The 22,721-nt window shown below is 63.2% G+C and carries 23 protein-coding genes and 3 pseudogenes; 21 read left to right on the forward strand and 5 right to left on the reverse strand.

Translation table 11 applies throughout. The annotated features are described in order from the left end of the window. Positions 1 to 528: 528 nt before the first annotated feature. Entirely contained in the window at positions 529 to 792 is a 264-nt protein-coding gene (locus AC2ETI_RS31885) for a hypothetical protein (protein WP_483634980.1), read from the forward strand. Between the two features lie 389 nt (positions 793 to 1,181). After that, positions 1,182 to 1,442 (forward strand): annotated as a pseudogene (locus AC2ETI_RS31890) (GlsB/YeaQ/YmgE family stress response membrane protein). A 610-nt stretch (positions 1,443 to 2,052) separates the two neighbouring features. Here AC2ETI_RS31890 and AC2ETI_RS31895 read toward each other — a convergent pair. Further along, positions 2,053 to 2,559, reverse strand: a complete 507-nt coding sequence (locus AC2ETI_RS31895; RefSeq protein WP_483634981.1) for a MarR family winged helix-turn-helix transcriptional regulator — start codon at positions 2,557 to 2,559, stop codon at positions 2,053 to 2,055. Between the two features lie 137 nt (positions 2,560 to 2,696). On the opposite strand from AC2ETI_RS31895, the gene AC2ETI_RS31900 reads away from it, so the two are divergent. From AC2ETI_RS31900 to AC2ETI_RS31920, 5 genes are all read left to right on the forward strand, one after another. Continuing rightward, complete coding sequence (locus AC2ETI_RS31900) at positions 2,697 to 5,156, forward strand: molybdopterin oxidoreductase family protein (protein WP_483634982.1); 2,460 nt, start codon at positions 2,697 to 2,699, stop codon at positions 5,154 to 5,156. Continuing rightward, positions 5,153 to 5,632, forward strand: coding sequence for a hypothetical protein (locus tag AC2ETI_RS31905; RefSeq protein WP_483634983.1), 480 nt, complete (start codon positions 5,153 to 5,155; stop codon positions 5,630 to 5,632). The genes AC2ETI_RS31900 and AC2ETI_RS31905 overlap by 4 nt, the downstream gene beginning before the upstream one ends. A 53-nt stretch (positions 5,633 to 5,685) precedes the next feature. Next, the gene (locus tag AC2ETI_RS31910) at positions 5,686 to 7,281 is read left to right on the forward strand and encodes an FMN-binding glutamate synthase family protein (RefSeq protein WP_483634984.1); all 1,596 of its coding nucleotides are present in this window, start codon (positions 5,686 to 5,688) and stop codon (positions 7,279 to 7,281) included. 29 nt (positions 7,282 to 7,310) lie between these two features. Next, positions 7,311 to 9,053 (forward strand): thiamine pyrophosphate-dependent enzyme, encoded by a 1,743-nt coding sequence (locus AC2ETI_RS31915; protein ID WP_483634985.1) that lies wholly within the window; start codon positions 7,311 to 7,313, stop codon positions 9,051 to 9,053. Between the two features lie 616 nt (positions 9,054 to 9,669). Next, positions 9,670 to 9,873: a hypothetical protein gene (locus AC2ETI_RS31920; protein WP_483634986.1), complete on the forward strand. Its 204-nt coding sequence runs from the start codon at positions 9,670 to 9,672 to the stop codon at positions 9,871 to 9,873. 909 nt (positions 9,874 to 10,782) lie between these two features. Here AC2ETI_RS31920 and AC2ETI_RS31925 read toward each other — a convergent pair. Both AC2ETI_RS31925 and AC2ETI_RS31930 read right to left on the reverse strand, forming a co-directional pair. Then, a complete protein-coding gene (locus AC2ETI_RS31925; RefSeq protein ID WP_483634987.1) occupies positions 10,783 to 11,004 on the reverse strand; it encodes a hypothetical protein in 222 nt (73 codons plus the stop codon). A gap of 722 nt (positions 11,005 to 11,726) precedes the next feature. Continuing rightward, positions 11,727 to 12,182 (reverse strand): annotated as a pseudogene (locus AC2ETI_RS31930) (PDDEXK nuclease domain-containing protein); the annotation flags it as partial. A 158-nt stretch (positions 12,183 to 12,340) separates the two neighbouring features. On the opposite strand from AC2ETI_RS31930, the gene AC2ETI_RS31935 reads away from it, so the two are divergent. The 4 genes from AC2ETI_RS31935 (at position 12,341) to trpS (ending at position 15,194) form a co-directional block, all read left to right on the forward strand. Further along, positions 12,341 to 12,880, forward strand: a complete 540-nt coding sequence (locus AC2ETI_RS31935; protein WP_483634988.1) for a hypothetical protein — start codon at positions 12,341 to 12,343, stop codon at positions 12,878 to 12,880. Between the two features lie 6 nt (positions 12,881 to 12,886). Continuing rightward, on the forward strand, positions 12,887 to 13,423 hold the full coding sequence (locus AC2ETI_RS31940; RefSeq protein ID WP_483634989.1) for a hypothetical protein: 537 nt from the start codon (positions 12,887 to 12,889) through the stop codon (positions 13,421 to 13,423). A gap of 5 nt (positions 13,424 to 13,428) precedes the next feature. Beyond that, on the forward strand, positions 13,429 to 13,881 hold the full coding sequence (locus tag AC2ETI_RS31945) for a MarR family winged helix-turn-helix transcriptional regulator (RefSeq protein ID WP_483634990.1): 453 nt from the start codon (positions 13,429 to 13,431) through the stop codon (positions 13,879 to 13,881). Between the two features lie 272 nt (positions 13,882 to 14,153). Then, positions 14,154 to 15,194, forward strand: coding sequence for a tryptophan--tRNA ligase (gene trpS / locus AC2ETI_RS31950; protein ID WP_483634991.1), 1,041 nt, complete (start codon positions 14,154 to 14,156; stop codon positions 15,192 to 15,194). 258 nt (positions 15,195 to 15,452) lie between these two features. On the opposite strand, the gene AC2ETI_RS31955 is transcribed toward trpS, so the two are convergent. Further along, the gene (locus AC2ETI_RS31955) at positions 15,453 to 15,746 is read right to left on the reverse strand and encodes a DUF1330 domain-containing protein (protein WP_483634992.1); all 294 of its coding nucleotides are present in this window, start codon (positions 15,744 to 15,746) and stop codon (positions 15,453 to 15,455) included. 586 nt (positions 15,747 to 16,332) lie between these two features. On the opposite strand from AC2ETI_RS31955, the gene AC2ETI_RS31960 reads away from it, so the two are divergent. Together AC2ETI_RS31960 and AC2ETI_RS31965 are read left to right on the forward strand one after the other, a co-directional pair. Then, on the forward strand, positions 16,333 to 16,533 hold the full coding sequence (locus AC2ETI_RS31960) for a three-helix bundle dimerization domain-containing protein (protein WP_483634993.1): 201 nt from the start codon (positions 16,333 to 16,335) through the stop codon (positions 16,531 to 16,533). Between the two features lie 5 nt (positions 16,534 to 16,538). Further along, positions 16,539 to 16,808, forward strand: a complete 270-nt coding sequence (locus tag AC2ETI_RS31965; protein WP_483634994.1) for a hypothetical protein — start codon at positions 16,539 to 16,541, stop codon at positions 16,806 to 16,808. Between the two features lie 432 nt (positions 16,809 to 17,240). Here AC2ETI_RS31965 and AC2ETI_RS31970 read toward each other — a convergent pair whose 3' ends face one another. Continuing rightward, complete coding sequence (locus AC2ETI_RS31970) at positions 17,241 to 17,375, reverse strand: hypothetical protein (protein WP_483634995.1); 135 nt, start codon at positions 17,373 to 17,375, stop codon at positions 17,241 to 17,243. Positions 17,376 to 17,900: 525 nt separating this feature from the next. Here AC2ETI_RS31970 and AC2ETI_RS31975 point away from each other — a divergent pair. The 8 genes and pseudogenes from AC2ETI_RS31975 to AC2ETI_RS32010 all read left to right on the forward strand — a co-directional run. Then, positions 17,901 to 18,245, forward strand: coding sequence for a hypothetical protein (locus AC2ETI_RS31975; RefSeq protein ID WP_483634996.1), 345 nt, complete (start codon positions 17,901 to 17,903; stop codon positions 18,243 to 18,245). A gap of 499 nt (positions 18,246 to 18,744) precedes the next feature. After that, complete coding sequence (locus AC2ETI_RS31980; protein ID WP_483634997.1) at positions 18,745 to 19,263, forward strand: hypothetical protein; 519 nt, start codon at positions 18,745 to 18,747, stop codon at positions 19,261 to 19,263. Then, positions 19,264 to 19,506 (forward strand): hypothetical protein, encoded by a 243-nt coding sequence (locus tag AC2ETI_RS31985; protein ID WP_483634998.1) that lies wholly within the window; start codon positions 19,264 to 19,266, stop codon positions 19,504 to 19,506. A gap of 198 nt (positions 19,507 to 19,704) precedes the next feature. After that, positions 19,705 to 20,193: a helix-turn-helix domain-containing protein gene (locus AC2ETI_RS31990; protein WP_483634999.1), complete on the forward strand. Its 489-nt coding sequence runs from the start codon at positions 19,705 to 19,707 to the stop codon at positions 20,191 to 20,193. Between the two features lie 284 nt (positions 20,194 to 20,477). Further along, positions 20,478 to 21,176, forward strand: coding sequence for an MspA family porin (locus tag AC2ETI_RS31995; protein WP_483635000.1), 699 nt, complete (start codon positions 20,478 to 20,480; stop codon positions 21,174 to 21,176). Between the two features lie 119 nt (positions 21,177 to 21,295). After that, positions 21,296 to 21,700, forward strand: a complete 405-nt coding sequence (locus AC2ETI_RS32000; RefSeq protein WP_483635001.1) for a hypothetical protein — start codon at positions 21,296 to 21,298, stop codon at positions 21,698 to 21,700. A 119-nt stretch (positions 21,701 to 21,819) separates the two neighbouring features. Continuing rightward, the gene (locus AC2ETI_RS32005; protein WP_483635002.1) at positions 21,820 to 22,224 is read left to right on the forward strand and encodes a hypothetical protein; all 405 of its coding nucleotides are present in this window, start codon (positions 21,820 to 21,822) and stop codon (positions 22,222 to 22,224) included. Beyond that, positions 22,221 to 22,721 (forward strand): annotated as a pseudogene (locus AC2ETI_RS32010) (hypothetical protein); the annotation flags it as partial. The gene AC2ETI_RS32005 and the pseudogene AC2ETI_RS32010, both read left to right, overlap by 4 nt.

The raw sequence follows: 22,721 nt of genomic DNA on the forward strand, positions 1-22,721 counted from the left end.
CGGACGACCTTCTGGAGGAATTCCACTGACCCGATCTGGATCCGACGCGACGCGGAAGGACGCCGACTTTGGGCGGGTCTCAGACCGTCGGCGACGCGCGAGCTGCCGCGGCCTTCGTTCGAATGGACGTGCGCCTGTCCCGGAATTGGTCGGGAGAAATGCTGCGGCGGAAGCGGTTTCCGTGTCGGGATTGATGCGCATGGCCGGAAACGCGGGCGGTCAGGCCGTCGATGGGAATTCCGGTTTCTGGCACGGTGGCGGTGGCGTATCGAGCGTGGTGGCGAGGTCGTCTACATTTCGCGTGCTGATGGGGTGACGTTTATGCGGATCGACAACGAGATGCAGCGCCCCCCGAGGGGTTTCGGGGTCGTGAACCTGGGGTGTGCGTTCAGTCCGTTGGATCTGTTGGGGCCGGATTCGGTGTTGGAGCAGTCCTACCGGGGCGCGGTGGCCTCTGCGGCACCGTGGGGCGGGGTGCCGAGATGGGATTTCTTGTGAGAGAAACGGGCGTGAAGGAAGATGAAGGGCATGATCGCGCGGAGGTACCTCGAGGATTATCTCGATGGGTTGGAGTATTTGCGCGGGGTGCACCCGCAGGATTCGGATGCGATCGCAGCGCACGGGGCGGTGGTCGCGCTCGACGATGATGATGCGTTCGTGGTTTTGCTCCGTTTGGTTGGTCCTGACGCTCCGGCGTTCGCGGATGACTTGTGGCTGTTGATCAGTGATTTTCTCGATAGTCGGCGGGCAAAGGAGTTGTTCGGCGGGTCGGAGGCCGATTGGCGGAGCTGAACTCAGATCGGAGGTACGTTCCGCCCATCGCTCGGCCGGTGAATCCAGGATGAGCGGTATCAGGGGGTGCGGCGGTGTCGCTTCGTGCTCGATGGCAACAGAATTCGCGGTCCGATGTTGTCCGAGGACGCCGATGTTGAGGCGAAGGCAGGTCAGGTCGTCCGATACACGAAAAGTGAACCTGTGCAAGTCATGTCGGTAGATGCCTCGGCGTTGCCTGCCTGAGCGGCACGTCTGCCGATCAGGGTCGAGTGCTCTTGTCTGTGTCAGGTCTCCGCTCTCGGATTTTCGATGGGTTTAGTTGCCGTGCAGTGTGTTCCATCAGTGTTATCGTTCGAATCAGCGGTGATTCTCCGTCCGCGTGCATGCTCGGCGTGTGAGGGGCTGTCATGGGGCAAATTATCGGGACCATCGTTTTCGGTGCGGTCATCGGAGTCCTGGCTCGTCTGGTACTGCCAGGTAAGCAGCAGTACGGCATGATCGTGACCGTCGTCCTCGGTGTTGCCGGAGCGCTTATCGGGTATTGGGTCTGGGGTGTGATCTCGGACAAGGGTGATACGGACGGTATCGACTGAATCCGGTGGATCATCAGCATCGCGGCAGCGGCGGTGCTTTCGATCGGCTACAGCGCCGTCACGGGTAAGAGGTAGAACGAGGCAATGAGTGTCGAGGGCACGCTTTCGCGGAAATGAATGTGCCGGTGATCGCGATTGCGCGCCGGTTGGCGTCGAGGGAATCACCTCTACACGGCAACGGATAGCGGCGCGGTTCGTGGCGTGGTCACGGCAGGACGGGTGCTGTCTATGTGCCGGGTTTTCGATTGTACATTGAGGGATGCTGGTGCGCTGCAACTGTTTTTGTCGATCGACGAGCGGATGCGGACGCGTATGTTGCGGGCGGATGGAGAACGACGCCTGCATGTGTGAGTGAACGTGCGGCCCGCATTTTGCTGTGTGGTGGCCCACCAGATCGGGGTTAGGTGTCCGACCTGGTGGGCCGTGCGCGCCGCATCTGGGGAGAGTGGCGCGCAGTCGGGGGAGGCCAGCCAGATTTCAGGGTGTGCGCCGGGGAGGCGGTTCCGGTCGTTGATTGTAGGGGAAGCGTTGGCTGCGTTCGGGGTGTGGGTATTTGTGCTCGGTTCCGCATCGGCTGCGGTCAATTCTCTCGGGTATGTACCGATACGTTTTCGTGCGGTGGTGTTCGCTGTCGGCGCGGCGGTGGCTGGCCGGTTTGTTGTCGGTTGCGGGTTGTGTGATCGGGTCAGTGGGCTGGTGGCCACAGGAGGGTGAGTACGTCGCCGTCGAGTGGTTCTCCGGCGGCTGCGGCGAACCGGCGCATGGTGTATGTCAAGGTGTTACGGTCGTCGGTCGTCATCCGCGCCAGTACCGCTGATATCGCGTCCCGGCGGTGGGTGCTGACTCGGTCTACAAGTTCTTGTCCGGCGGGGGTGAGTGTCAACGTCAGGTGTCGGCGATCTTCCGGTGCATCGCGGCGATCCAGTAGGCCGGCTTTGATCAGTCGATCCACCGCACGTGAGGCATTCGACGGATGTACCTGGAGTGCCTCGGCGACCGCTGCCAGGTTCACCGGGCCGCGGGTGTCGACCATCACCAAGATCCGCAGGTGCGGCACCGTGACGAGTTCCTCGGCCTCGGCGACGGAGGCCGCGGCGATGCCTACGAGGGCTCGCGACGCCCAGAGCACTGCTTCGACCTGCTCGGTGAAATGGTTCTCCGGCTCCGCCCGTTGCGCTCTCGCTGCACTCATACCCACATCCTGCACTCGGCCATTGCGCAGTCGCAACCATTGCGCGTTTGATGGGAGGGGAGTTACGAGCGATGTCGTCCCGATGAGGGGCGCCTCACCGCGGCTTTCGCACTGCGTGGAGCGGGAAGGAGTTGTCGATGACTGTTTCACGGGACCGGATCGCCGAGCCGTGGGGTGCGCGTACGCCGTACGGGCCGGGTCAGGTGTGGCCGCGGCGGGTGGATCAGTTTCTCGCATGCGGTATCGAGGAGGATTCGGTGGATCGGTGGGTGCAGTCGGCGTCGATTCTGCATTCCAACGGTGATGCGTTGGACATCGCGGTGAAGGACGGCGCGATCGTCGGTGTCCGGGGCCGTGGGGTCGACCGGGTCAATCATGGACGGTTGGGGCCGAAGGATCTGTTCGGGTGGCAGGGTAACGCGTCGCCGGATCGGCTCAGTCGGCCATTGATTCGCCGCAGCGGCATGCTGGTGGAGACGGACTGGGATACCGCGATGAACGTGATCGTGGCGCGCAGTCGGCAGCTTCTGAAAGACCAGGGCCCGAGTTCGATCGGGTTCTACACCTCGGGGCAGCTGTTTCTCGAGGAGTACTACACGCTCGGGGTGATCGCTCACGGGGCGATCGGTACCAATCATGTCGACGGCAATACCCGGTTGTGCACCGCTACCGCCGCGGAAGCGCTCAAGGAATCGTTCGGTTGCGACGGGCAGCCCGCGTCCTACAGCGATGTCGATCACGCCGACGTGATTGCCCTGTTCGGGCACAACGTCGCCGAAACGCAAACGGTGTTGTGGTCGAGGATGCTGGACCGGCTCGCCGGCCCGAATCCGCCGGCGATCGTGTGTGTGGATCCGCGGCGGACACCGGTGGCCGAGCGCGCCGCAGTTCATTTGGCGCCGCTGCCGGGGACCAACGTCGCGCTGATGAACGGTCTGCTCCATCAGATCGTCGACAACAACTGGATCGACCGGGAGTGGATCGAGCAGCACACGGTCGGTTTCGAGGAACTGCGCACCCAACTGTCGTCCTATACGCCGGAGAAGGTGGCAGGGATCTGTGATGTACCTGTGGCGGATCTGCGGGAGGCGGCCCGGCTGATCGGCACCACCGATCGGCTGCTCTCGACGGTGCTGCAGGGTTTTTACCAGTCTCATCAGGCCACTGCTGCTGCCGTGCAGGTCAACAATGTGCACCTGGTCCGGGGTATGCTCGGCAAACCCGGCTGCGGGGTGTTGCAGATGAACGGGCAACCCACTGCGCAGAACACCCGCGAATGTGGCGCCGACGGTGACCTCGCCGGTTTCCGTAACTGGGCCAACGACTCTCATGTCGCGGAACTGGCACAGTTGTGGAACATCGACGCCGCGCAGATCCCGAGCTACGGTCCACCCACGCATGCGATGCAGATGTTCCGCTATGCCGAACAAGGCACACTGAAGATGTTGTGGGTCAGCGCGACGAACCCGGCGGTATCGTTGCCTGAACTGGCCAGGATCCGGCCCATCTTGTCGAGCGAGAAACTGTTTCTCGTCGTGCAGGACATCTTCCTGACCGAGACCGCGGAGCTCGCGGATGTCGTTCTGTCGGCGGCCGCGTGGGGTGAGAAGACCGGGACGTTCACCAACGTCGACCGCACGGTGCACCTGTCCGAGAAGGCGGTGGAGCCGCCGGGGGACGCGCGCCCGGATCTGGACATTTTTCTCGACTATGCCCGCCGGATGGACTTCCGCGACCAGGACGGCGACCCCCTCCCCGGATGGAACGATGCGGAATCGGCGTTCGAGGCATGGAAAGACTGTTCGGCGGGCCGGCCGTGCGACTACACCGGCATCAGCTACGACCGCCTGCGCGGGAGCTCGGGAATCCAATGGCCCTGTACCACCGAGCATCCCGGAGGTACCGAACGCCTCTACACCGACGGAACGTTCTTCTCCGACCCGGACTACTGCGAATCGTACGGAAAAGATCTGGTCACCGGGACTCCACTCGAACCCGCGGAATACCGTGCGCTGAACCCGGATGCGAAGGCGATCATCAAAGCCGCCGAATACTTTCCCGCCCACGAAACCCCCGATGAGCAGTACCCGTTCGCGTTGATCACCGGCCGAACCCTCTACCACTTCCACACCCGCACCAAAACCGCGCGCAGTCCCCAACTCGACGCCGCAGCACCGGGTGTGTGGGTCGAGATCTCGCAGTCCGATGCCGACTCTCTCGCCATCGAGGAGGGTGACGTGCTCGGAATTGCCTCTCCCCGAGGAGTGTTGCGCGCGCAGGCGAGGGTCAGCGCGATCCGGACCGGGGTGTTGTTCGTTCCGTTCCACTACGGCTATTGGGACGTCGGCGGCGACCAGCATGACCGGGCGGCGAACGAGTTGACGATCACCGACTGGGACCCGGCGTCCAAGCAGCCGATCTTCAAGACCGCGGCCGCGGCGGTGACCCGCCTCGGTGCCGGTCAGGGTCCCGCGCCGGCGCCGACCACCACGGCGTCCGCGCCTACCGCCGCGACGCCATCGATCGCTCCGACTGTCGGGGGCCAAGCGGCGATGGTCACCGAACACATGGAGACGAGCGCGGAGGGAACGCGATGAACATCGATGTCGCGCTGCGCGAGCTGCATCGCTCCGAACACACGCTCGCCCGTGCCCTCTCTGCGGTGGCAGCACGTCACGTAGGCGATCACGAGATTCACCACACCGCACTCGATCTCGTGGCGTGGTCGGAAAACCATCTGCGCGAACTTGCAGCAGCCGGGGACCGGTACGAGCTCGCGTTGAACCCCGCTCCGCGCACCGAGCCCCTCACCTCCCCGAGACACGCGGAACTGAGCGAACTGCTCGGCCACCGGCCCGAACCGGGGCTGGTGTTGCTGATGGATCTGCGCTATCTGCACCAGATCACCGCGGGCGTGTCCGTCGACTGGGAAATGCTCGCCCAAGGCGCGCAGGCCGTCAAGGACCTGGACTTGCTCGCTCTCACTTCCCGTTGCCATCCGCAGACGTTGCGGCAACTGCGATGGTCCAACGCCATGCTCAAAGCCCTTGCCCCGCAAATCTTAGCCAGCTGAACGATGCGCAGATCACAGCAGACGGTGCGCGTGAGATCGGGAGGTGATTGACGATGCTCAGGTTCTTCCTCGTAGGTTTCCTTGCGATCGCGGTGGTGCTGGTCGGTGTGGTCGCCGCGGTCGGCGGCTGGGGGTGGTGGGTGCTCGCCGCGGTGGTGGCGCTGACCGCGGTGATCGGCGTCTACGATCTCCTGCAGCGGCGGCATTCGATCCTGCGGAACTATCCCGTCCTCGGCCACATGCGCTACCTGCTGGAAAGTCTGCGCCCGGAACTGCAGCAGTATTTCGTCGAACGTAACTTCGACGGCCGGCCCTTCGACCGGGACGTGCGCACCGTCATCTACGAACGTGCCAAGGGCATCCACGGGGAATTGTCCTTCGGGACCGAACGCGACATCGGGGAGGTGGGGTACGAGTATCTGGTTCACTCGACGGCCCCACTCCGGGAGCCGACGGAGCTGCCGCGCGTGAGGATCGGGGGCCCGGATTGCACGAAACCGTATTCGATGTCCCTGCTGAACGTGTCCTCGATGAGCTTCGGGGCCCTGTCGGCCAATGCGATCAAGGCCCTCAATCACGGAGCGGGTCTGGGCGGTTTCGCTCATGACACCGGAGAGGGCGGGCTGACGCCGTATCACCTCGACGGCGGCGGCGACCTCGTGTGGGAGCTCGGCTCGGGATACTTCGGCACCCGAGACGAGAACGGACATTTCGACCCCGACCAGTTCGCCGACAAGTCAGCACACGAACAAGTCAAAGCGATTTCCGTCAAACTCAGCCAAGGCGCGAAACCCGGCGTCGGCGGGGTACTCCCCGCGGCGAAGGTCAGTGAGGAAATCGCCCGATACCGCGGAGTGCCCGCTCACGAGAAGTGTGTCAGTCCGGCAGCGCATTCCGCGTTCGCCACCCCGCGTGAACTCGTCCGGTTCGTGGCCCGACTCCGAGAACTCTCCGGCGGCAAACCGGTCGGGATCAAACTGTGTGTGGGCTCGCGTATCGAACTGCTCGCCCTGTGCAAGGCGATGCTCGACGAAGACACGGCGCCGGATTTCGTCATCGTCGACGGAGCCGAAGGCGGAACCGCCGCGGCCCCTCTCGAATACGAGGACAACGTCGGGCTTCCCCTGACCGACGGATTGATGACCGTCCGGAACGCTCTCGTCGCGACCGGGCTGCGAACGCGCATCACCATCGGCGCGAGTGGGAAGATCGCCACCGGCAACGACATCGTCAAACGGCTCATCCAAGGCGCCGACTACACCAATTCGGCGCGAGCGATGATGATGGCGATCGGATGCATTCAGGCGCAGCGCTGCCACACCAACACCTGCCCGGTCGGCGTCGCGACGCAAGATCGCAAACGGGCACGCGCGCTCGATGTGGCAGACAAATCCGTTCGCGTGCAGCGCTTCCAGGAAAGCGCTGTCCGTCAAGCCGTTCAACTCATGGCGTCGATGGGTGCGGCGTCGGCGGCGGACCTGACGACGGACATGCTGCAGAAAAAGATCTCGCCCACCGTCATTCGGTCCTACCACGAAATCTACGAGTGGCTCGAACCCGGCGAACTCCTGGCAGAGCCGCCCCGGGCCTGGCGCGCCGATTGGCGTGCAGCATCACCGGATTCGTTCCGCCCGACCCCGGGCCGATAAACCCCGCGCCGATCAACCAAGCAGTGTCAATGCAGAAAGGACGACTCATGGTCACCATCGCGGAATCACTGGTCACTGCCCTCGCCGACTTGGGCGTGAGCACCGTGTGGGGCGTCGTCGGTGATGCACTCAATCCGATCACCGACGCCATCCGCCGTGAGAAACGACTCGAATGGATCGGCGTCCGCCACGAAGAAGTCGCCGCCTTCGCCGCCGGGGCGCAATCACAGCTGAGCGGGACCATCGGGGTCTGCATGGGCACCGTCGGACCTGGATCAGTTCATCTGCTCAACGGACTTTACGACGCCAAGAAATCGCACACCCCCGTCCTGGCGATATGCGGACAGGTCCCCACCTCGGAGATCGGAAGCAACTTCTTCCAGGAAGTCGACAACGACCTCCTCTTCCGCGACGTCGCGGTCTACACCAGCACCGTCACCTCACCGAACCAGATGCCCTACGCACTCGAACAGGCAGTCAACACCGCACTGTCGCGCTCGGGTGTCGCTGTCCTGACCATCCCCGGAGACATCGGGGCCGCCGAACTGCCCTCCGACTCGCCGGCCCCACGGTTCGCGCGCACCGACGCGATCACCGTCCCCGGTGAGGAGAACATCCGCGCCGCCGCCGACATGCTCAACAACGCGAAGAAGGCCACACTTCTCGTGGGCACCGGAGCGCGCTCCGCCCGCAACGAAGTCCTGGATGTGGCCTCGACGCTCCAGGCCCCGATGGTCCTGACCCTCAAAGCGAAAGAAACATTGGAGGATGAGAACCCGTACGCGGTGGGACAAACCGGTTTGATCGGCAATCCCGCCGCCTACGCCGCACTCGAAGCCTGTGACGTGCTGATGATGATCGGAACCGACTTTCCGTACCGGCAATGGTATCCGCAGGGCAAGAAGGTAATTCAACTCGATACACGCCCTGAGCACATCGGACGCCGCACACCGGTGGACATCTCCCTCGTCGGGCAGTGCCGCCCGGCGTTGCGCGCCTTGCTTCCGGCACTCACAGCGCGTTCGGACGACAAACACCTGACCACAGCACGCAAGGACTACCAGTCCTGGTGCGCGGCGCAGAGCCGCCTCGCCGACCCTGACCACGACCACACACTGCTGGGGCGTCTGCGCCGCCACGTCGACAACCCCGAGGCGCGCATCCGACCGGAAGCTCTCGCTGCGGCGCTGGACCGTCATGCCGCCGACGATGCGATCTTCACCTCCGACACGGGGATGTCCACGGTCTGGCTCTCCCGCTTCATCACCATGTCCGGCCGTCGGCAACTGTTGGGCTCCTACAACCTCGGCTCGATGGCCAACGCTCTGCCCCAAGCCCTCGGCGCCCAAGCGCTCGACCGGGACCGGCACGTGATCGCGTTGAGCGGAGACGGGGGACTGATGATGCTGCTCGGGGATCTGCGGACCGCGGTGAGCTACAGCCTGCCCGTCACGGTCGTCGTATTCGACAACGGCCGCCTGGGCATGGTCAAACTCGAACAAGAAGAAGGAGGACTGCCCGAATTCGGTACGGTCCTCGACAATCCCGACCTCGCCGCCGTCGCGGAAGCCATGGGATGGACCGCGCGCCGGGTCACCGATCCGAACGATCTCGATGCAGCCCTGCACGAAGCGCTCGCCGAGCGCAGTCCCACTCTGCTCGACGTGATGACCAATCCGAACGAGATTTCGGTCCCGCCCAAACCGACTGTCGATCAGGCGTGGGGTTTCGCGATCGCGAAGGTCAAAGAATCCCTCGACAGCCGCCACTGACCTCCGGAAGCGGGGCTGCAGTATTCGAAGAAAGAAAGCGACGGGGCCGTGGTCGATGTCGTTCTGCTTCTTCTCCTGCTCGGTGCCGGCGGGGTAGTGGTTGGGTGCCTCGAGTTCCGGAGACGGTAGTCCCGCACCATCAGGGCCGGATCCGGCGTGTCGAGCGATGGGTGGTCTCGGCACGCTCGGCCTGCCGGGGAGGGTGTTCGCACCTGATACCGGCGGACGACCGCAGCCTGGGCGCCAGTTGTTTTTCGGTCGGGTGCGGCGCGCTCGATACACCAGGTCGGTCGGGCCACGGAGACGATCGGCGTGGCGGATCACCGTGCGACCCTGCGCCGAGACCGCGGAGAGAACCTTGCCAGGCGGCTTACACAGCGTCAGTACACCCGACGCGCGGCACCCACCGGTCAAATGGCGCTCACCGGTCAAATATCGACTCATCGAGGTGCAGCCGGACCTGTCGGCGGTTCCTGTGTCCGTTCGGTATGAGGGCTGGCGGGCGGCTGGTGGTGCGTGAATCCGCCTACCGCGCATGAGCGAATTACTTGCCGGTTGGTGTTGTTTCGGTTCGTGAGTGGGCGCACAGTAAGGGATGGACCGCTACAGGATCACGATGCCGGATGGTTCGTCGACCGATGAGTTCTTCGAGTCGGACAATGACGCGATCGCAGCGGCTACCGAAGCGAATCTCGGCGCCAGTTGCGGTATCAGAGTGCAGCGATACACCGAGGACGGGCGTCTGTATCCCACGCACCTTCCCGAGGGCGGCCATCAGGGAACGGTGCGCCGGTACCGCCCTAAGCCGCAGGTGGGGTGATCGTCGAAGCGCCTTCCCGCCGAACGACGGGAAGGTACGCGATCGGCGCCGCAAAGCAATGTGCTTTCAACGCGAGCGCGGTGCGTACCTCGCTGGCCAGTGTGTTCGGGCTGCGCCGATGAGCAGCCGGCCAGGCAGCCCTGGCCACCGCGAATGGTTGACATCGTGGTCCGGTTGTCGACGTGGACGATCCGCCGGCTACTGGTGATGATAGTCGGCGGATCGTGCACATCCGTCGTTGCGCGCGTGGATGTGCAATGGTCGCTGTCGGGCCGGTGCTGACCGTTCAGGGGCCATGTCGGCGACCCGTCACACATACTGCAGCGTTCCGCCGTCAGCATTGGGTACCCGCCAGGGGTGGTTCGAAACCACAGCTGCGCTGTGGGGGCGTGAAACATACTTCAGCCCAGTCCTTTTCGTGGGCGCGATCGTGAACATCCGGTGGAGGTTGGGCGACTGTTCTCGGTTGTTGAACGGAAGGCGGAGGCGGTCGCACCTCGTGTTGAGATCGGTGTTCCGTCGAGAAGCGTTTGTCAGGAATAGGCGCAGACCGTGCACGTGTGGTGTTTCGGCAGGGGCGTCCCCGGCCTCGGAGGTGAAGCCGGGGACGGTGGTTCGCCATCGGTGCTGAGCACACAGCGCCGATGGCCCTCGTTCCCTGCGTGGGTCTGCGAGTGCGCGCGTCCCAGACCCACCATAAACAGTCACGACGGTCTTTTTCGTGGATTGGCAGATTATGGGATTAGTGCAGGCGGCTTTGACGGAGACGGCGCGAATTCCTCTGCCGCGACGGCGGAGCCGTGAGAAAACGGGGCGGCACGTCAGTGTCGGTTTTCCGGTGAATGTGCGGTGGTGTCCCCGAGGCGTGTGTCGGTGGTCTTTCCGCCGTGGTGAGGGGAGGGATGGGTTTCAGGGAGTGTGTGGTGTGGTGGTTTCGAGGTGGGTGAGGCGTTCTTCGAGGGCGGCGGTGATGGCGAGGAGTCCGAGGACGGCAGGTTCGGTGATGTCGTGTCCTTGATGGGCATGGTCGAGCAGGGCGGTGCGCAGGAGTTCGCACATGACGGCGTTCTCGGCGATGGGGAGTTGTTCGATTTTGGTGGCAAGCCGGGTGGATGTGTCGGTGGGGATCATGGGTGGGCTCCTGCGCCGGGTGGGTTGAGGGGGTTCGTTCCGCGGAAGGGGAGTTGGGGTGGTGCGCTGGAACCGAGGCGGAAAGCAGCGCACCACTTCCGGGACTTTACTGGGGGCTTGTCGGTGACGTGCGCCGGGTTGTTTCTGGTGGGGCTCTGGTTGTCAGCGGGCGGGGCTGCGGGAGGCCTGACGTGGCAGGGGCCGCCGGAGTCGACGTCCACAGAGAGCGAGCCTTCGTGGCGCCGAGAAAGCAAGTCGCTTTCTGCGTACTGCGCAGTGCCCTGCGGTCGGCTATCCGCCAGTGCCGAATGGGCGACTCCGGGGCAGAGCGAGTGGAGTGAACAGGTGAATGATGACTCCACTGACTGCCGCTGTTGCGAGTTCGATCGTCAATTAGCGTGAAATTCTTGCTCGTGTTGGTGCGTGCGCGATGCGGGGGCGTGCCGTGCAGGGTTGCCCTGCACGCTCCCGGGCGAGATTCGCGGCGTCGCACCACGCGAGTTCGACCCGCGGCCTGACATACCTTCATCGGGCGAGCGGTAGAATCCGAAACGTCTTTCCGTGAGCGCCGGAGCGTGTACCTGATGAATCCCCTACCGATGTCGCGTATGCGCCACCCTCAAGCGGCGCACCTTCACATCTTGTTGTCGTCGTTGTGTTCGTCTCGGCTGCTTCGGGCGCCGCGGGGGTTGAGCATTGGCCGGAGATCACTGCGAGCGCGCCCAGTCGATTGAGGTAAGCGGTGCGGTGGTGCCGGCCAGGGAGTACCGCACTACGTTGTCGTTGCGGCCGGCGCACAGCAGGATTCCGATCGTCGGGGCGTGTGTGTCGGGGATTCGCAGGTTCTCCTCTACCCAGGAGACGTAGAAGCCGAGCTTGCCTGTGTATTCCGGTTCGAATCGGCCGATCTTGAGTTCGACGACAACGAACCGGGACTGGGTCCAGTTGAAGAACAGCAGATCGATGTAGAACTCGTCGCCGTCGACAGCGAAGTGGTATTGCCTGCTCACGAACGCGAACCCGTGTCCGAGTTCGAGCAGAAACTTTTCGAGCCGGGTCATCAGCGCGGTTTCGAGTTCGCGTTCGGCGGCGCGTTCGGTCAGGTCGAGGAAATCGAAGATGTACGGATCGCGCACCAGTTGTTGGGCCAGGTCCGAGTCGTCGGGTGGCAGATGATCCATCTCGGATGGCCGCGATATCTGAGCGCCGCCGAATGTACGAATGCCAACCGTCGTGACGGAAATCACGAGAAGAATCAACCCCCGCCGAATAGTATCACTAGAGATGCATCAGCACAGATGCATCCTTGGTGATGCATATCCGGAAGGGGGCTGCGATGAGTTTGACGGACTGGGCGATCTCGCTCGGCCTCATTATTCTTGTGCTGCGGCAGATCTCGGGGAAGCAGCTGACCCCGGCAAGTTTGCTGTGGCCGGTAGGCCTCGTGCTGTGGGGAGCGTTCGAATATCTGGGGCGACTGCCGAACGCTGGCGCCGACTGGGTGTTCACCGCGGTGTTGTCACTGGTGGGACTAGCCCTGGGGGTGGGATGCGCCCTCCTCACCCGCGTCTACCCGCAGGGTGAAAAGGTGTACGCGAAGGCCTCTGGAGCGGCCGCTGCACTGTGGATCACCGGCATGGTTAGTCGGCTGGTGTTCGGATTCGTCGCGCTGAACGGCGGCGGCGAAGCGATCGGCCGTTTGAGTGACCACATCGGGTTGACCTCACCCGACACCTGGCCCACCGCGCTCATCACGATGGCGCTGTGCGAAGTCCTGTCCCGAACTGCCGTGCTACTTCTCGCCTTTCGGCGAACTTCGCGGCGCACAGTGTCCCTCGACCCCGCACATGCCGTCGACTCCAGGGGACAGCGATGACCGAGCATGTGCGATTTCCTTTCGACGGCGACATCGACGTGGAGCCAGACCAGCACTACGACCGGTTGCGCGAGCGCTGCCCGGTCTCACGCGACGCACCGCACCCCCGAAGGACGGGAGGCATGGCTGGTAGTCCGATACGACGACGCCAAAACAGCGCTCTCCGATCGCACCGGTGACATAGTTGCGGAGAGTCTCGGTGGCCTGGTTCACCGGGGTCGCCGCGATCGGCAACTCAAGATCAACGGCTACCGAATCGAGCCAGGCGATGTGGAGTCCGCAGCAGTCGAGGCGTTCGAGGCACGCGCCATCGCCTTCGCATTTTCAGACGGAGGGGGATGGGGGCTGGCTGTCGAATCGGCACAGATCGATCCGGTGGCTGCACGTGCAGTGCTCGCAAGGCGGCTGCCCCACTATCTCGTACCCGACATCATCGCCGGCCTACCTTCCTTCCCCCACACAGCACACGGGAAAGTGGACGCAGCGGCGTTGTCCGATATTGTGCAGGCTCAGCGAACCGGAATTGACGAGGTAAGGGGGTAACCGTCGTGGATGTCGTCAAACTCAACCAGTTGGCGCGTCGACTGCGCGACGTCGCACTCGCTGCCAGTCAGAGCGGCCGTGAGCTACCTGTCTCGGTGAGCGAACTCGCGGTCCTCGAAGCAGTCGCCCGGCAGCCGGACATGACGATCACCGCGCTCAGCGATGTCACCGGGTACGCGCAGAGTCGGGTCTCGAAGCTGGTGACAGGATTGACCGCGGATGGTGTGATCCAGACGGTCGCGGATCCCTCTGACCGCCGCCGCACGGTGGTGAGATTGACGCCAGATGCTCACCGCGAAGCATTCGAAGAGTACGGAACCCGCGATGTCACCGCAGCATTCGCTGCTGCGGCCGCACATCTGACACCCGGTGAAGTCGACCGCGCAGTCAGGCTCACCGAAGAACTCGCGACCTTGCTCGCACCACCTCTGTCGGAAGATGTTCCGGGAGGCTCGTAGGCCTCGCAAAATGCTCGGGTGGGGTACGGCCGGAAATCGCCTCTGCGGTGTGCTGAACAACTTGTTTCCATTCATCGCGACCGAGTTGCATCATCGTTCAACACGCGATGTGCTGCTAACCTGGCCGGGTGATCGTGATCCGACAGGCATGGTGGCGGCTGCTCTCGCAGCCCGTCTAACCATGTCGTGGGCTGTATGCAGCCCACGCGCAAGTCGAATCCGGACGTGCTCTTGAGGTTTCGTACAGCCCCTGACCATTCAGGAGCCCTACAGTGACGTCCCTCGAAACCACCGCTGCACGCAGCGACCGTCTACGCGACGGCATCGCCGAAAACCCGAGCCGATACCGAGTCCTGACCGGTGAACGCCCCACCGGCCCACTGCATCTCGGACACTACTTCGGCACCCTCGCAGAAAGAGTTCGCCTGCACCAGCGCGGCGTCGACACCTTCATCGTCCTCGCGGACTACCAGGTCATCACCGACCGCGACGCCATCGGGCACGTCCGCGACAACGTCTACAGCGCAGTGCTGGACTACCTTGCCGCAGGCATCGACCCGCAACGAGCGACGATCTTCACTCACTCCGCGATACCCGCACTGAACCAACTGGTGTTGCCGTTCCTGAGCCTGGTCACCGAGGCCGAGTTGCACCGCAATCCGACAGTCAAGGCCGAACACGCCGCATCCGGGCGTGCCCTCAGCGGTCTTCTGCTCACCTACCCGGTCCATCAGGCCGCGGACATACTCTTCTGCAAAGGCAACCTCGTCCCAGTGGGGAAAGACAACCTCCCACACGTCGAAATGGCCCGTGTCATCGCGCGACGCTTCAACGACCGCTACGGCCAGGTCTTCCCCGAACCTCACGCGCTGCTCACCTCAAGCCCCGAAGTACCCGGGCTGGACGGCAGGAAGATGTCCAAGAGCTACGGAAACGCCATCACACTGTCGATGACCGCCGACGACACCGCAGCGGCAATCCGCAAGGCACCGACCGACTCCCAGCGCCACATCACCTTCGACCCGATCAACCGCCCTGGGGTGTCCGCACTGCTGACCACGGCAGCGTTGTGCTCAGGTCGCGACGAGAATGACCTCGCCGACCAGATCGGCGACGCCGGCGCAAGCGCTCTCAAAAAGCTCACCACCGCGCTCGTGAACGACTTCCTCGCCCCGCACCGGCAACGCAGAAACGACCTCGCCCAAGACCCCCACCATGTCGCCGACGTCCTGCGTGCCGGAAACCAACGTGCGGACTTCATCGCCCAACAGACCCTCGACGAAGTCCGAACCGCGATGGGCACCAACTACTGATAGGTCCTTATCCATTCGAATCCGTCATGAGCAGACCGACGCATGCCGAGAACACGGCGACATTCAGTGGGTTGATCGTCCGATTTGACGATCGACCAAACGGACGATTTGATACCTCTCCGGGGTGCTGGACGGGAAACAAGGTCATGTTCGAATCGCGAAAGGATCAACGTTCCCTCGGTTCAGCCAAGCTCCCCTTGCCTGCGGAGCGGGCAAAGTCTCGATCTGTCGAACCTGGACGCCGGGCAGGGTCGCCGATCAGTCGAGGCCTTCGATAATGCGGAAGTCACGCTCGACGCCGTCTGAGAGGGCGGCCAGCGCCTCTTGGTATGCCTCGCTATCGCGCGCCATGACGGCCTGCTCAAAACTGTCGAACTCAATCAGGACGGTGCGCTCGGCGATGCCGGCATCGTGGGCGACGACCCGAACGCCACGTGAGAGGAGCCGCCCGCCCCCGAGCTGAACGGCCGGACCGGCCAGCTGGTTGTAGGCAGCCAGCTTCTCAGGGTCTGAAATGGTGCGATAGACACTGACCCAATAGCCCTTAGGCACACCAACCTCCAGCCTTCGTATGAACAAATCTTGACTTCGAATATACAGTTCAGATCGGTCGTGCGCGCTCGCTCACGGGGTCCGAGGTACTCATCGCGTGCGGTCCCTACAGCTGCCGTCACTCGGTGAATGCCCCACCACCACAACCATTCCCACTCCCATCATGTGGATGGACAATATTGGAGGTACACGTGCGGATCGCTTTTCTGTCGGCCTGGGACCGGCGAAAATACCCTCCACGCCTACGCGGCGATCATGAATCTCACGGTGTGGAAAGAGCAAGTGTGCACACTCTGCCCGAGCCTTGTGCAGCCACGACAAATCGGTCCACTTGACCGAATCGCTCTCAACGTCCTCCTACGGGCTTGGGTGTGGGTTTGACCATCGTCGAAACGGCCACCGGATCACAGAATCGGGAGATGCGAACTAAGTTGTCGCGTCTTTTGCTGCCAGATAGTGCCAAACGCCTAGTCTGGTAGCCGTGACGCGTACGCACTCAGATCCGAGTACTCGAAGCTGATTTTCGCCGGAACCGAACGTCTTGTCTCCTGTTGAACTGTGGGCAGGTAGGGCGCAGTATTTACAGATGAAGGCCGAAGAGGACGAGCGACTGATCGCTCATGCGGTGACGCGGTTGACTGCGAAGTATCCGCCGGTATCGGCTGATGTTGCGGACGCTGTTGTATCTGCTCATGCTCAACTTGACGGCCACAAGGGGCGTGATCTCGTTCCTCTGCCCGTCGAGCGCGTGGCGGGGGAGAAACTTTCCTTGCTGATCGCGGCGTAGCGAACGTGTCAGCTGCAGACGAGTCCGATATTGCGCAAGCGAGAGCGTTTCTGGCCCTGTTAAATTCGGAGCTCGACGAACTGTCGGAGCGTATCGAATCCGCGCTGCGAGTGGTGCGGGGTACTCGTCCGGTCGCGCCGGCATTGGCGTCGGCGGCGCGCGCCGATGCGGATGCGCTACGCAAGGACCTTCACCGGGTGCATGCTCTGGTCGAGCGGCTAGTACGCCGCTTTCCTGCCGCCACCATTCCCGCCGATGTGCCTGCTGCTCAATGATCGGGATCCTTCGGTGGCGGTCGTTCAGTTCGTAATCTGTTGCAGACCAAGCGAATTTCGATGGCACCGGTCGGCTCGGTGAGGTTTTCAGCCTCTTCGATGGTTGGAGTCGGGTTCGTCGTCCCCAATGTTCGTTGTCCACTGCGTAGAGGGTTGTCGAATTCTGGAGCGTTTTCCTGCGCTTTTCTGCTGTGGTGAGAAGGTACTGTTCGGCGGCGGTGTAGTCGGTGATGAGGGTGCCGTCGGGGCCGGGGATGTGGGCGATCAGTTCGAGATAGCGGCGCCGGTAGAGGTAGGCGTCAGGCTCCGCGAGGAGGAATTCGGCGGCAGCGACGACGTCAGGATGTGGGGCTGCCCGGGTGATTCTGGAATGGGCGTGTTGATGACCGGTCGCGGCGGTGTAGTGATTGCCGTCGCGGCGAGGGCTGCTCATCAGTCTGCTGCTTCCACGACGAGGGCGGTCCGCGAGCGGCCGGACACGACGGGGTCTGCGGCTGTCATCGAGAAATCACGAACTCGCGGATGCGGAGCATGATCGCTGTTCTCCGTGTAATTACCCAGGCGCACGACAATATGTATACCGGTCCATTACACCGAGTCACAGATATTCGACGTTACAAATTCGGAAACTTGCGCTGACGCCCTCGATCGGCAGCTCGGCGACGACAGTGATGGGAGCGGCCGTAGTCTTTTCCGCTCTGGTGCAGCTCGTCGCCGACGCACATCCGTCTCGGGTACCGGCGCAGGGCGAGCGGCCACGACGGCCACACAATGTAGGGGACCGACGAGGCCGGTAGACCTCGGAGACAGCTCCCGGAAGCCTACGTTTCGAACGTACGGGCCGCAGGCCGTCGGGGTCAGTGCTGTTCGTCCTGTGTGCAGTGGGTGGTTCGTCCTGTGTCACTCATTTCGGGTGAGATGCCCGCGTATTTCGGACAAAGAAGCTAAGTGGAGTATTGCAACCGCACCTAGAAACTCTGTCCACCTACGAGCATCATGGTGGTGGAGCCGCCACGACGACCTCGCAAACCTTGAACTCGCCGACATCTTCGCCACGGCCACCCCTGCGCCGACATCACCGCTCCGGATGCCGTGGATGCAGCCCTACGCGCAGCAGTACAAAGCGACGCCGCCTTGGGCGAGCTTGCCGAGTGGATCGAGACGACCTCAACACGCCGCGGCGGCAGCGGAATTCAAAACCTACGACACAGCCTCGGCGGATTCACCGACTATCTCACCCGCAAGCTCGACGAAAAACCTGTGACCGCAAAGACATTGCAGGAGTGCCGTCAACAGATCGGTTTCACGGACGGAACAATCCTTGAAGGGCGCGTTCTCCCCGAACTGGCGCACCCCGACGAAGAAATGACCGAACTGCTCCGCCGCTACAACGCGATCCGCGGCGCGGTGCTGGCCGCTGCAGCTACCGAGGTGTGAAAAGTTCGCGCCCGAGAAGCGGCCGTTGTCGGCGGCAACAGATATGCTGAACCCGGTCCGGTGCAATGCATTGGACCGCTGAGTGTGACGACGGTTTGGTCGCCGGACGACTCACACCCTCAGCGCACCCGTCCAGAGGCGGGCAACGGCGTGGCAGGCACCAACAGGAACGTTGAAGCCTGCCACGCCGCACGCGTACATAACCCCAGACGATTCACAGGGGGACGACCGACAGTGAAGGGGGGACCGGGTGGCGTACTCGATCAGCCCGATACCGAACGTCCCTCGCGCCTCGACCCGGAAGCCGGCGGAGACAACAGCCCCGTATCCAAACGAGGCGGCTATCGCCCCGTCGACGAGTTCGACGACCGCTCCGCGAGCGCAGCGGGGCTCGCGACCTCGATCGGATGGTCGAAGCAGGAGAATTCACCCGCGCTCGCAAAGACCTCGATCTGTTGCCAAGAATGCAGCCCAGACAGCGCTGCCCAGAATCGGATACATGGCCGTGGAGTCCTTGATTTCCGAGCCCGCGACATGGAAAACGACCGGTGCAGCTCTCACCGGTGCTCGTGGTGACGCTCAGGGGCTCGATGAACGTACCCGTTCACAGGTTCAACGTATCGATCGCGCTGTTCAGACCGCTGAACGAGGTAACGACCGCGGCCATGTCGTCTACTGCGCTGTCTCGGTGCCGCACTCGCTGCCTGAACAACCCGCGAACCTACCGAGGGCGCTGCAGCCGGGCTCGCGCATCGAGTTCGACCGCTTCACGATGGCCACCCATGCCATTCACGAACTCGACCCGGTTGTGGGCGATCGGGAAGTGATTTTCGAGATGGAGACCTCACGCGGGATGTACCTCGGCGGCTCCGACTCGGTCGACGACACTTCCCATTTGCTGCCGCGGGGGATGCGCTGGCAGGTCGTCAGCTCGCACGAAGGCCGCTACCAACGCCCCGACGGATCGCTCGGCCGGCGCCGCATCATCCAACTACGAGACATCACCGAGGAGAACTAAATGCCGTTCATCGACGGAAAAGGACGACCAGAACTGTTGGTACACCCCGACATCAAGCTCGGTCTCGCGAACTACCGACCGGTCGACGAGCCGGAAACACCGCCCCCGCCGCTGAGCGAAAAAGATCAGAAGCGGATCGCGACGCGGCAAGCCGCGAAAAAAGAGATCACGGACCGCAAACGACGCGAAGCCGCCGAGCCCACACAGCAGAAAACCGGAGGCACCCCCGACAACAAGGGGTGAAACCTCCGGCTCATTCTGTGGATCCGCAGTAACCCGACTCTACAAGAGGGGCATCGAATTCGGCGATGACACGGTGACGGTTACTGCGTTCGGCCCCGCCGTGGAACCCGACCTTCGAGCGTTTCGGGTGTCTCTCGAATAGGGTGCGTACCGGACGCCCGTTGCTGAAGGAAAGGGGGCCCGGTGACCGTGGGTCAGATGACGAGCGAGAACGTTTTCCGTACTCGCCTGAACGAACTGTTCGCCGCAGCGGACCCGAATCTCTCCAACGCAGCAGTCGTGCGTGGCCTTCTCGAACGCGGTTGCCGGATCTCGAAGCCGTATCTCTCCCAACTGCGTCACGGGCTCCGCTCGAGCCCCTCCGACGAGGTCGCCGCGGCCCTCGCCGACTACTTCGGTGTCTCCCGTGGCTACTTCTTCACCGCCCCGGTCGCGAGCGGCGATGTTCCCGGCGAGGACGCCCAGATGGTCGAGCGCCTCGACGACGCCGCGCACAAAGCGCTACTGCTGGCGGCGAACGGCCTCTCCGCACCGTCGCTGGAACTGCTGGCGGATCTGGCTACCAAACTCCGCATCTCGGACCGCCTTCCGGCGGTTCCTGCGGATTCACCGTCCTACGTGCGCCGGGTCGAAGCAGCGCTTCGTCGGGGCAGTGGCACGTCCCAACCGAAGATCAGGCACTCGTAACCGGTTCGACTCAACCGGTTGCCGTAAAGTCACTGCACTCATTCGGCCCGTCATCTATTTGTGATCGTGAGGCCCGTCACGCACTACCGGTGAACAAACCTCCTGGTCCGAGTATTCCGGAAATGTGTCCGTAACTCCGGATACGACTGTGGGTGGGCAGATTCGGACATTGGAGGCTAGTCGGGCACCTGTGTGGTGTTGTAGCGTCCCAGTCAGATGTTCAGCAAAGACTTGGCAATCGTCATGATTGCTGAAACTGCTCACTCACTGACGGAGGCTCACGCATGGACACGATGACAAGCACCACCCCCGTATCGACGATGCGGGGACGCGGCACATTGAAGGCTGTGGGTGCTTGTGCTGCGGTGTCGGCAGCGTTGATGGCGGGTTCACTCGCGTTCGCCGGTTCCGCGTCGGCCACCCCGACATCACTGCCGGACAAGTTCGCGCACACGGTCACCGACGACGGGTGGACGTTGGATCTGGCGGCTACCAAACTTTCGGCGAACCCGGTCCCGAACCTGGCGACAACAGCGTTCACTCGCGAGGGGTTCGTGTCGGCGAAGGTCACCGGCACCATCTCCGGTACGGGCAATTCTGCGGTGAAGACGGGCTACGTCGAGCAGGGGTTGCAGATCGGTTGCCAAATCGATGTGTCCTCCGGACTCGGCCTGGGACTTGGTTTTTCCCTCGGCCCGTCCGTCGGGGTCAGCATTTCGGGGGTTCCGTCGGCGAACATCGGCGTGAACGCCTCGGTGAACCCGAGCATCCAGACCACCATCGCACCGGGCACGATCACCACGATCCCGCTCGGCAAGAAGGACCTCGAGGCTGCGAAAGCCTCGATCACGGCGGAGAACGTGCACGTCAAGGTCGATGCGTGCATGGGCCCGGTCACGATCCGTTCCTACGCGCAGTTCGCTGTATCGACGGCGACGGCCGATAACAGTGTGTTCGTGTACTCCGATCCCACCTGGCTCTGATCCAGGGCTTTCGTCAACGGCATTCCGCGCCCGCAATCGCATATCTCGGTTGCCGTGCTGGTCCGCCGTTGGCGCTGTTACCCAACACTTTCCACTTTTCCATCCATCAAAGGAGCATCATGTCTTTGACTCGCACGAAGAAAATCGCAGCCACGACCGCGGCTGCATCACTCGCTGTCGGCGGGGTTCTGCTTGCTACCGCCCCGGCCGCAATGGCTGCTCCCGTGATGTTCGAGGGGCCGGTTCCGGCGCAGTACGGTGCACCGGTGGTGCAGGTTCCCCTGGGCCACGCCTTGACCGTGGCGGCCCGCGACAGTGGAAGCGTGACGGCACTCTCGAACGCGAACGTCATGATCCCCGTTCCCGGGTGGGAGGCCGTGATCGACGTGTCGGCTGATGTCCTGGCGCGCCGGACGGCAATTGCTGCCCAGTATCCGAACGGGTGCGCCTCATTCCAGTTCTATCTCCCGCCGGCAGGTGGGTGGCTCGCCGGAGCTACCTCGTACGTCAACTGCCCCTGGTAGAGCGCACCCTCTTCCTGTCCACTGCTGCATCTCCTCCCGGTGACCGCCCGTTCTTTTGGTCGGTGTCGGGTATCTCGAGTCCCGCGTTTTTGGTTGGCGGGGAAAGGAATTCATCTCCGATGACCACCTCGCCGAACGCCCCGATGACTTCACCCACCCGCCGCGACGTCACAGCTGAGCGTGCGTTGCCGTACGTGCCGCCAGGAACCATTGCAGCTCCGGCATCGGCGGATGAGGATCTACCCCGCGATGCAGTCGGTGCAGGTGATCAGGGATGGGATCGTGACAGTGAACTGAGTCAGATGTCGAAGGCTGTGATCGCGACTGTGTTCGGGCTCGCGTTGTTGATCGCGGCGTTTGCGGTGATCGGACGCCTCGGAGGGTGGGCCGCCGATTACGGGACGATTCTGGTGTATCTGGCGTTCTTTCTGTGGATGTCGATCGCGGGGCGGGTGTTCTGGTGGGGCGCAGACACACTCATCGCCGAATTTCGGAAGAGGTCGAATACGGGTGATCGCCGGTGAAGGCTGCGCGCCGGTTCGACCGCACCTCACCGACCACGGTGATCTCCACCGTGGTGGTGCTCGCGGCAATGGTGATCGCACTGCTGGCGCTGCTGATCTTCGCCCCGACCTCCTCCGCAGGACCGGCAGAGGACTGCGCCGCGGTGCGGGCACGTGATCATCAGATCTACCTGAATCTCATTGCGTCGCTGCCACCTGGTGCACCCATCCCGCCAGAGATCATCAACCCGTGCTTGACCGCTCCCACCACGACCCCGACGGCCGCCCCGACAACAACGGTCGGACTACCGGGCGCGCAAGCTCCGGGCGGCGGCCCCAACGTCGGGGCCAATGCTCCGACGAACTTTCCCACCTACAACGGCACCCCCATCGTCCCGGTTCCGACGATCGAGGTTCCGCCCATTACTTCCGAGTCCCCGACCTCGGAAACTGGTGTCGGTGCATTCCCCAATGCATCGGCATCAGCGGTTCCCTCACCCACACCCACCCCGGGTGAG

The sequence above is a fragment of the Rhodococcus sp. MurmanLake-1 genome, assembly GCF_056945715.1.

What these genes read in the sequence shown, in the direction of transcription:
- AC2ETI_RS31885 (WP_483634980.1), top strand. Translation starts at nt 529, where the DNA reads ATGATCGCGCGGAGGTACCTCGAGGATTATCTCGATGGGTTGGAGTAT.
- AC2ETI_RS31895 (WP_483634981.1), bottom strand. Translation starts at nt 2,559, where the DNA reads ATGAGTGCAGCGAGAGCGCAACGGGCGGAGCCGGAGAACCATTTCACC.
- AC2ETI_RS31900 (WP_483634982.1), top strand. Translation starts at nt 2,697, where the DNA reads ATGACTGTTTCACGGGACCGGATCGCCGAGCCGTGGGGTGCGCGTACG.
- AC2ETI_RS31905 (WP_483634983.1), top strand. Translation starts at nt 5,153, where the DNA reads ATGAACATCGATGTCGCGCTGCGCGAGCTGCATCGCTCCGAACACACG.
- AC2ETI_RS31910 (WP_483634984.1), top strand. Translation starts at nt 5,686, where the DNA reads ATGCTCAGGTTCTTCCTCGTAGGTTTCCTTGCGATCGCGGTGGTGCTG.
- AC2ETI_RS31915 (WP_483634985.1), top strand. Translation starts at nt 7,311, where the DNA reads ATGCAGAAAGGACGACTCATGGTCACCATCGCGGAATCACTGGTCACT.
- AC2ETI_RS31920 (WP_483634986.1), top strand. Translation starts at nt 9,670, where the DNA reads ATGCCGGATGGTTCGTCGACCGATGAGTTCTTCGAGTCGGACAATGAC.
- AC2ETI_RS31925 (WP_483634987.1), bottom strand. Translation starts at nt 11,004, where the DNA reads ATGATCCCCACCGACACATCCACCCGGCTTGCCACCAAAATCGAACAA.
- AC2ETI_RS31935 (WP_483634988.1), top strand. Translation starts at nt 12,341, where the DNA reads ATGAGTTTGACGGACTGGGCGATCTCGCTCGGCCTCATTATTCTTGTG.
- AC2ETI_RS31940 (WP_483634989.1), top strand. Translation starts at nt 12,887, where the DNA reads ATGTGCGATTTCCTTTCGACGGCGACATCGACGTGGAGCCAGACCAGC.
- AC2ETI_RS31960 (WP_483634993.1), top strand. Translation starts at nt 16,333, where the DNA reads ATGAAGGCCGAAGAGGACGAGCGACTGATCGCTCATGCGGTGACGCGG.
- AC2ETI_RS31980 (WP_483634997.1), top strand. Translation starts at nt 18,745, where the DNA reads ATGGCCGTGGAGTCCTTGATTTCCGAGCCCGCGACATGGAAAACGACC.
- AC2ETI_RS31985 (WP_483634998.1), top strand. Translation starts at nt 19,264, where the DNA reads ATGCCGTTCATCGACGGAAAAGGACGACCAGAACTGTTGGTACACCCC.
- AC2ETI_RS31990 (WP_483634999.1), top strand. Translation starts at nt 19,705, where the DNA reads ATGACGAGCGAGAACGTTTTCCGTACTCGCCTGAACGAACTGTTCGCC.
- AC2ETI_RS31995 (WP_483635000.1), top strand. Translation starts at nt 20,478, where the DNA reads ATGGACACGATGACAAGCACCACCCCCGTATCGACGATGCGGGGACGC.
- AC2ETI_RS32000 (WP_483635001.1), top strand. Translation starts at nt 21,296, where the DNA reads ATGTCTTTGACTCGCACGAAGAAAATCGCAGCCACGACCGCGGCTGCA.
- AC2ETI_RS32005 (WP_483635002.1), top strand. Translation starts at nt 21,820, where the DNA reads ATGACCACCTCGCCGAACGCCCCGATGACTTCACCCACCCGCCGCGAC.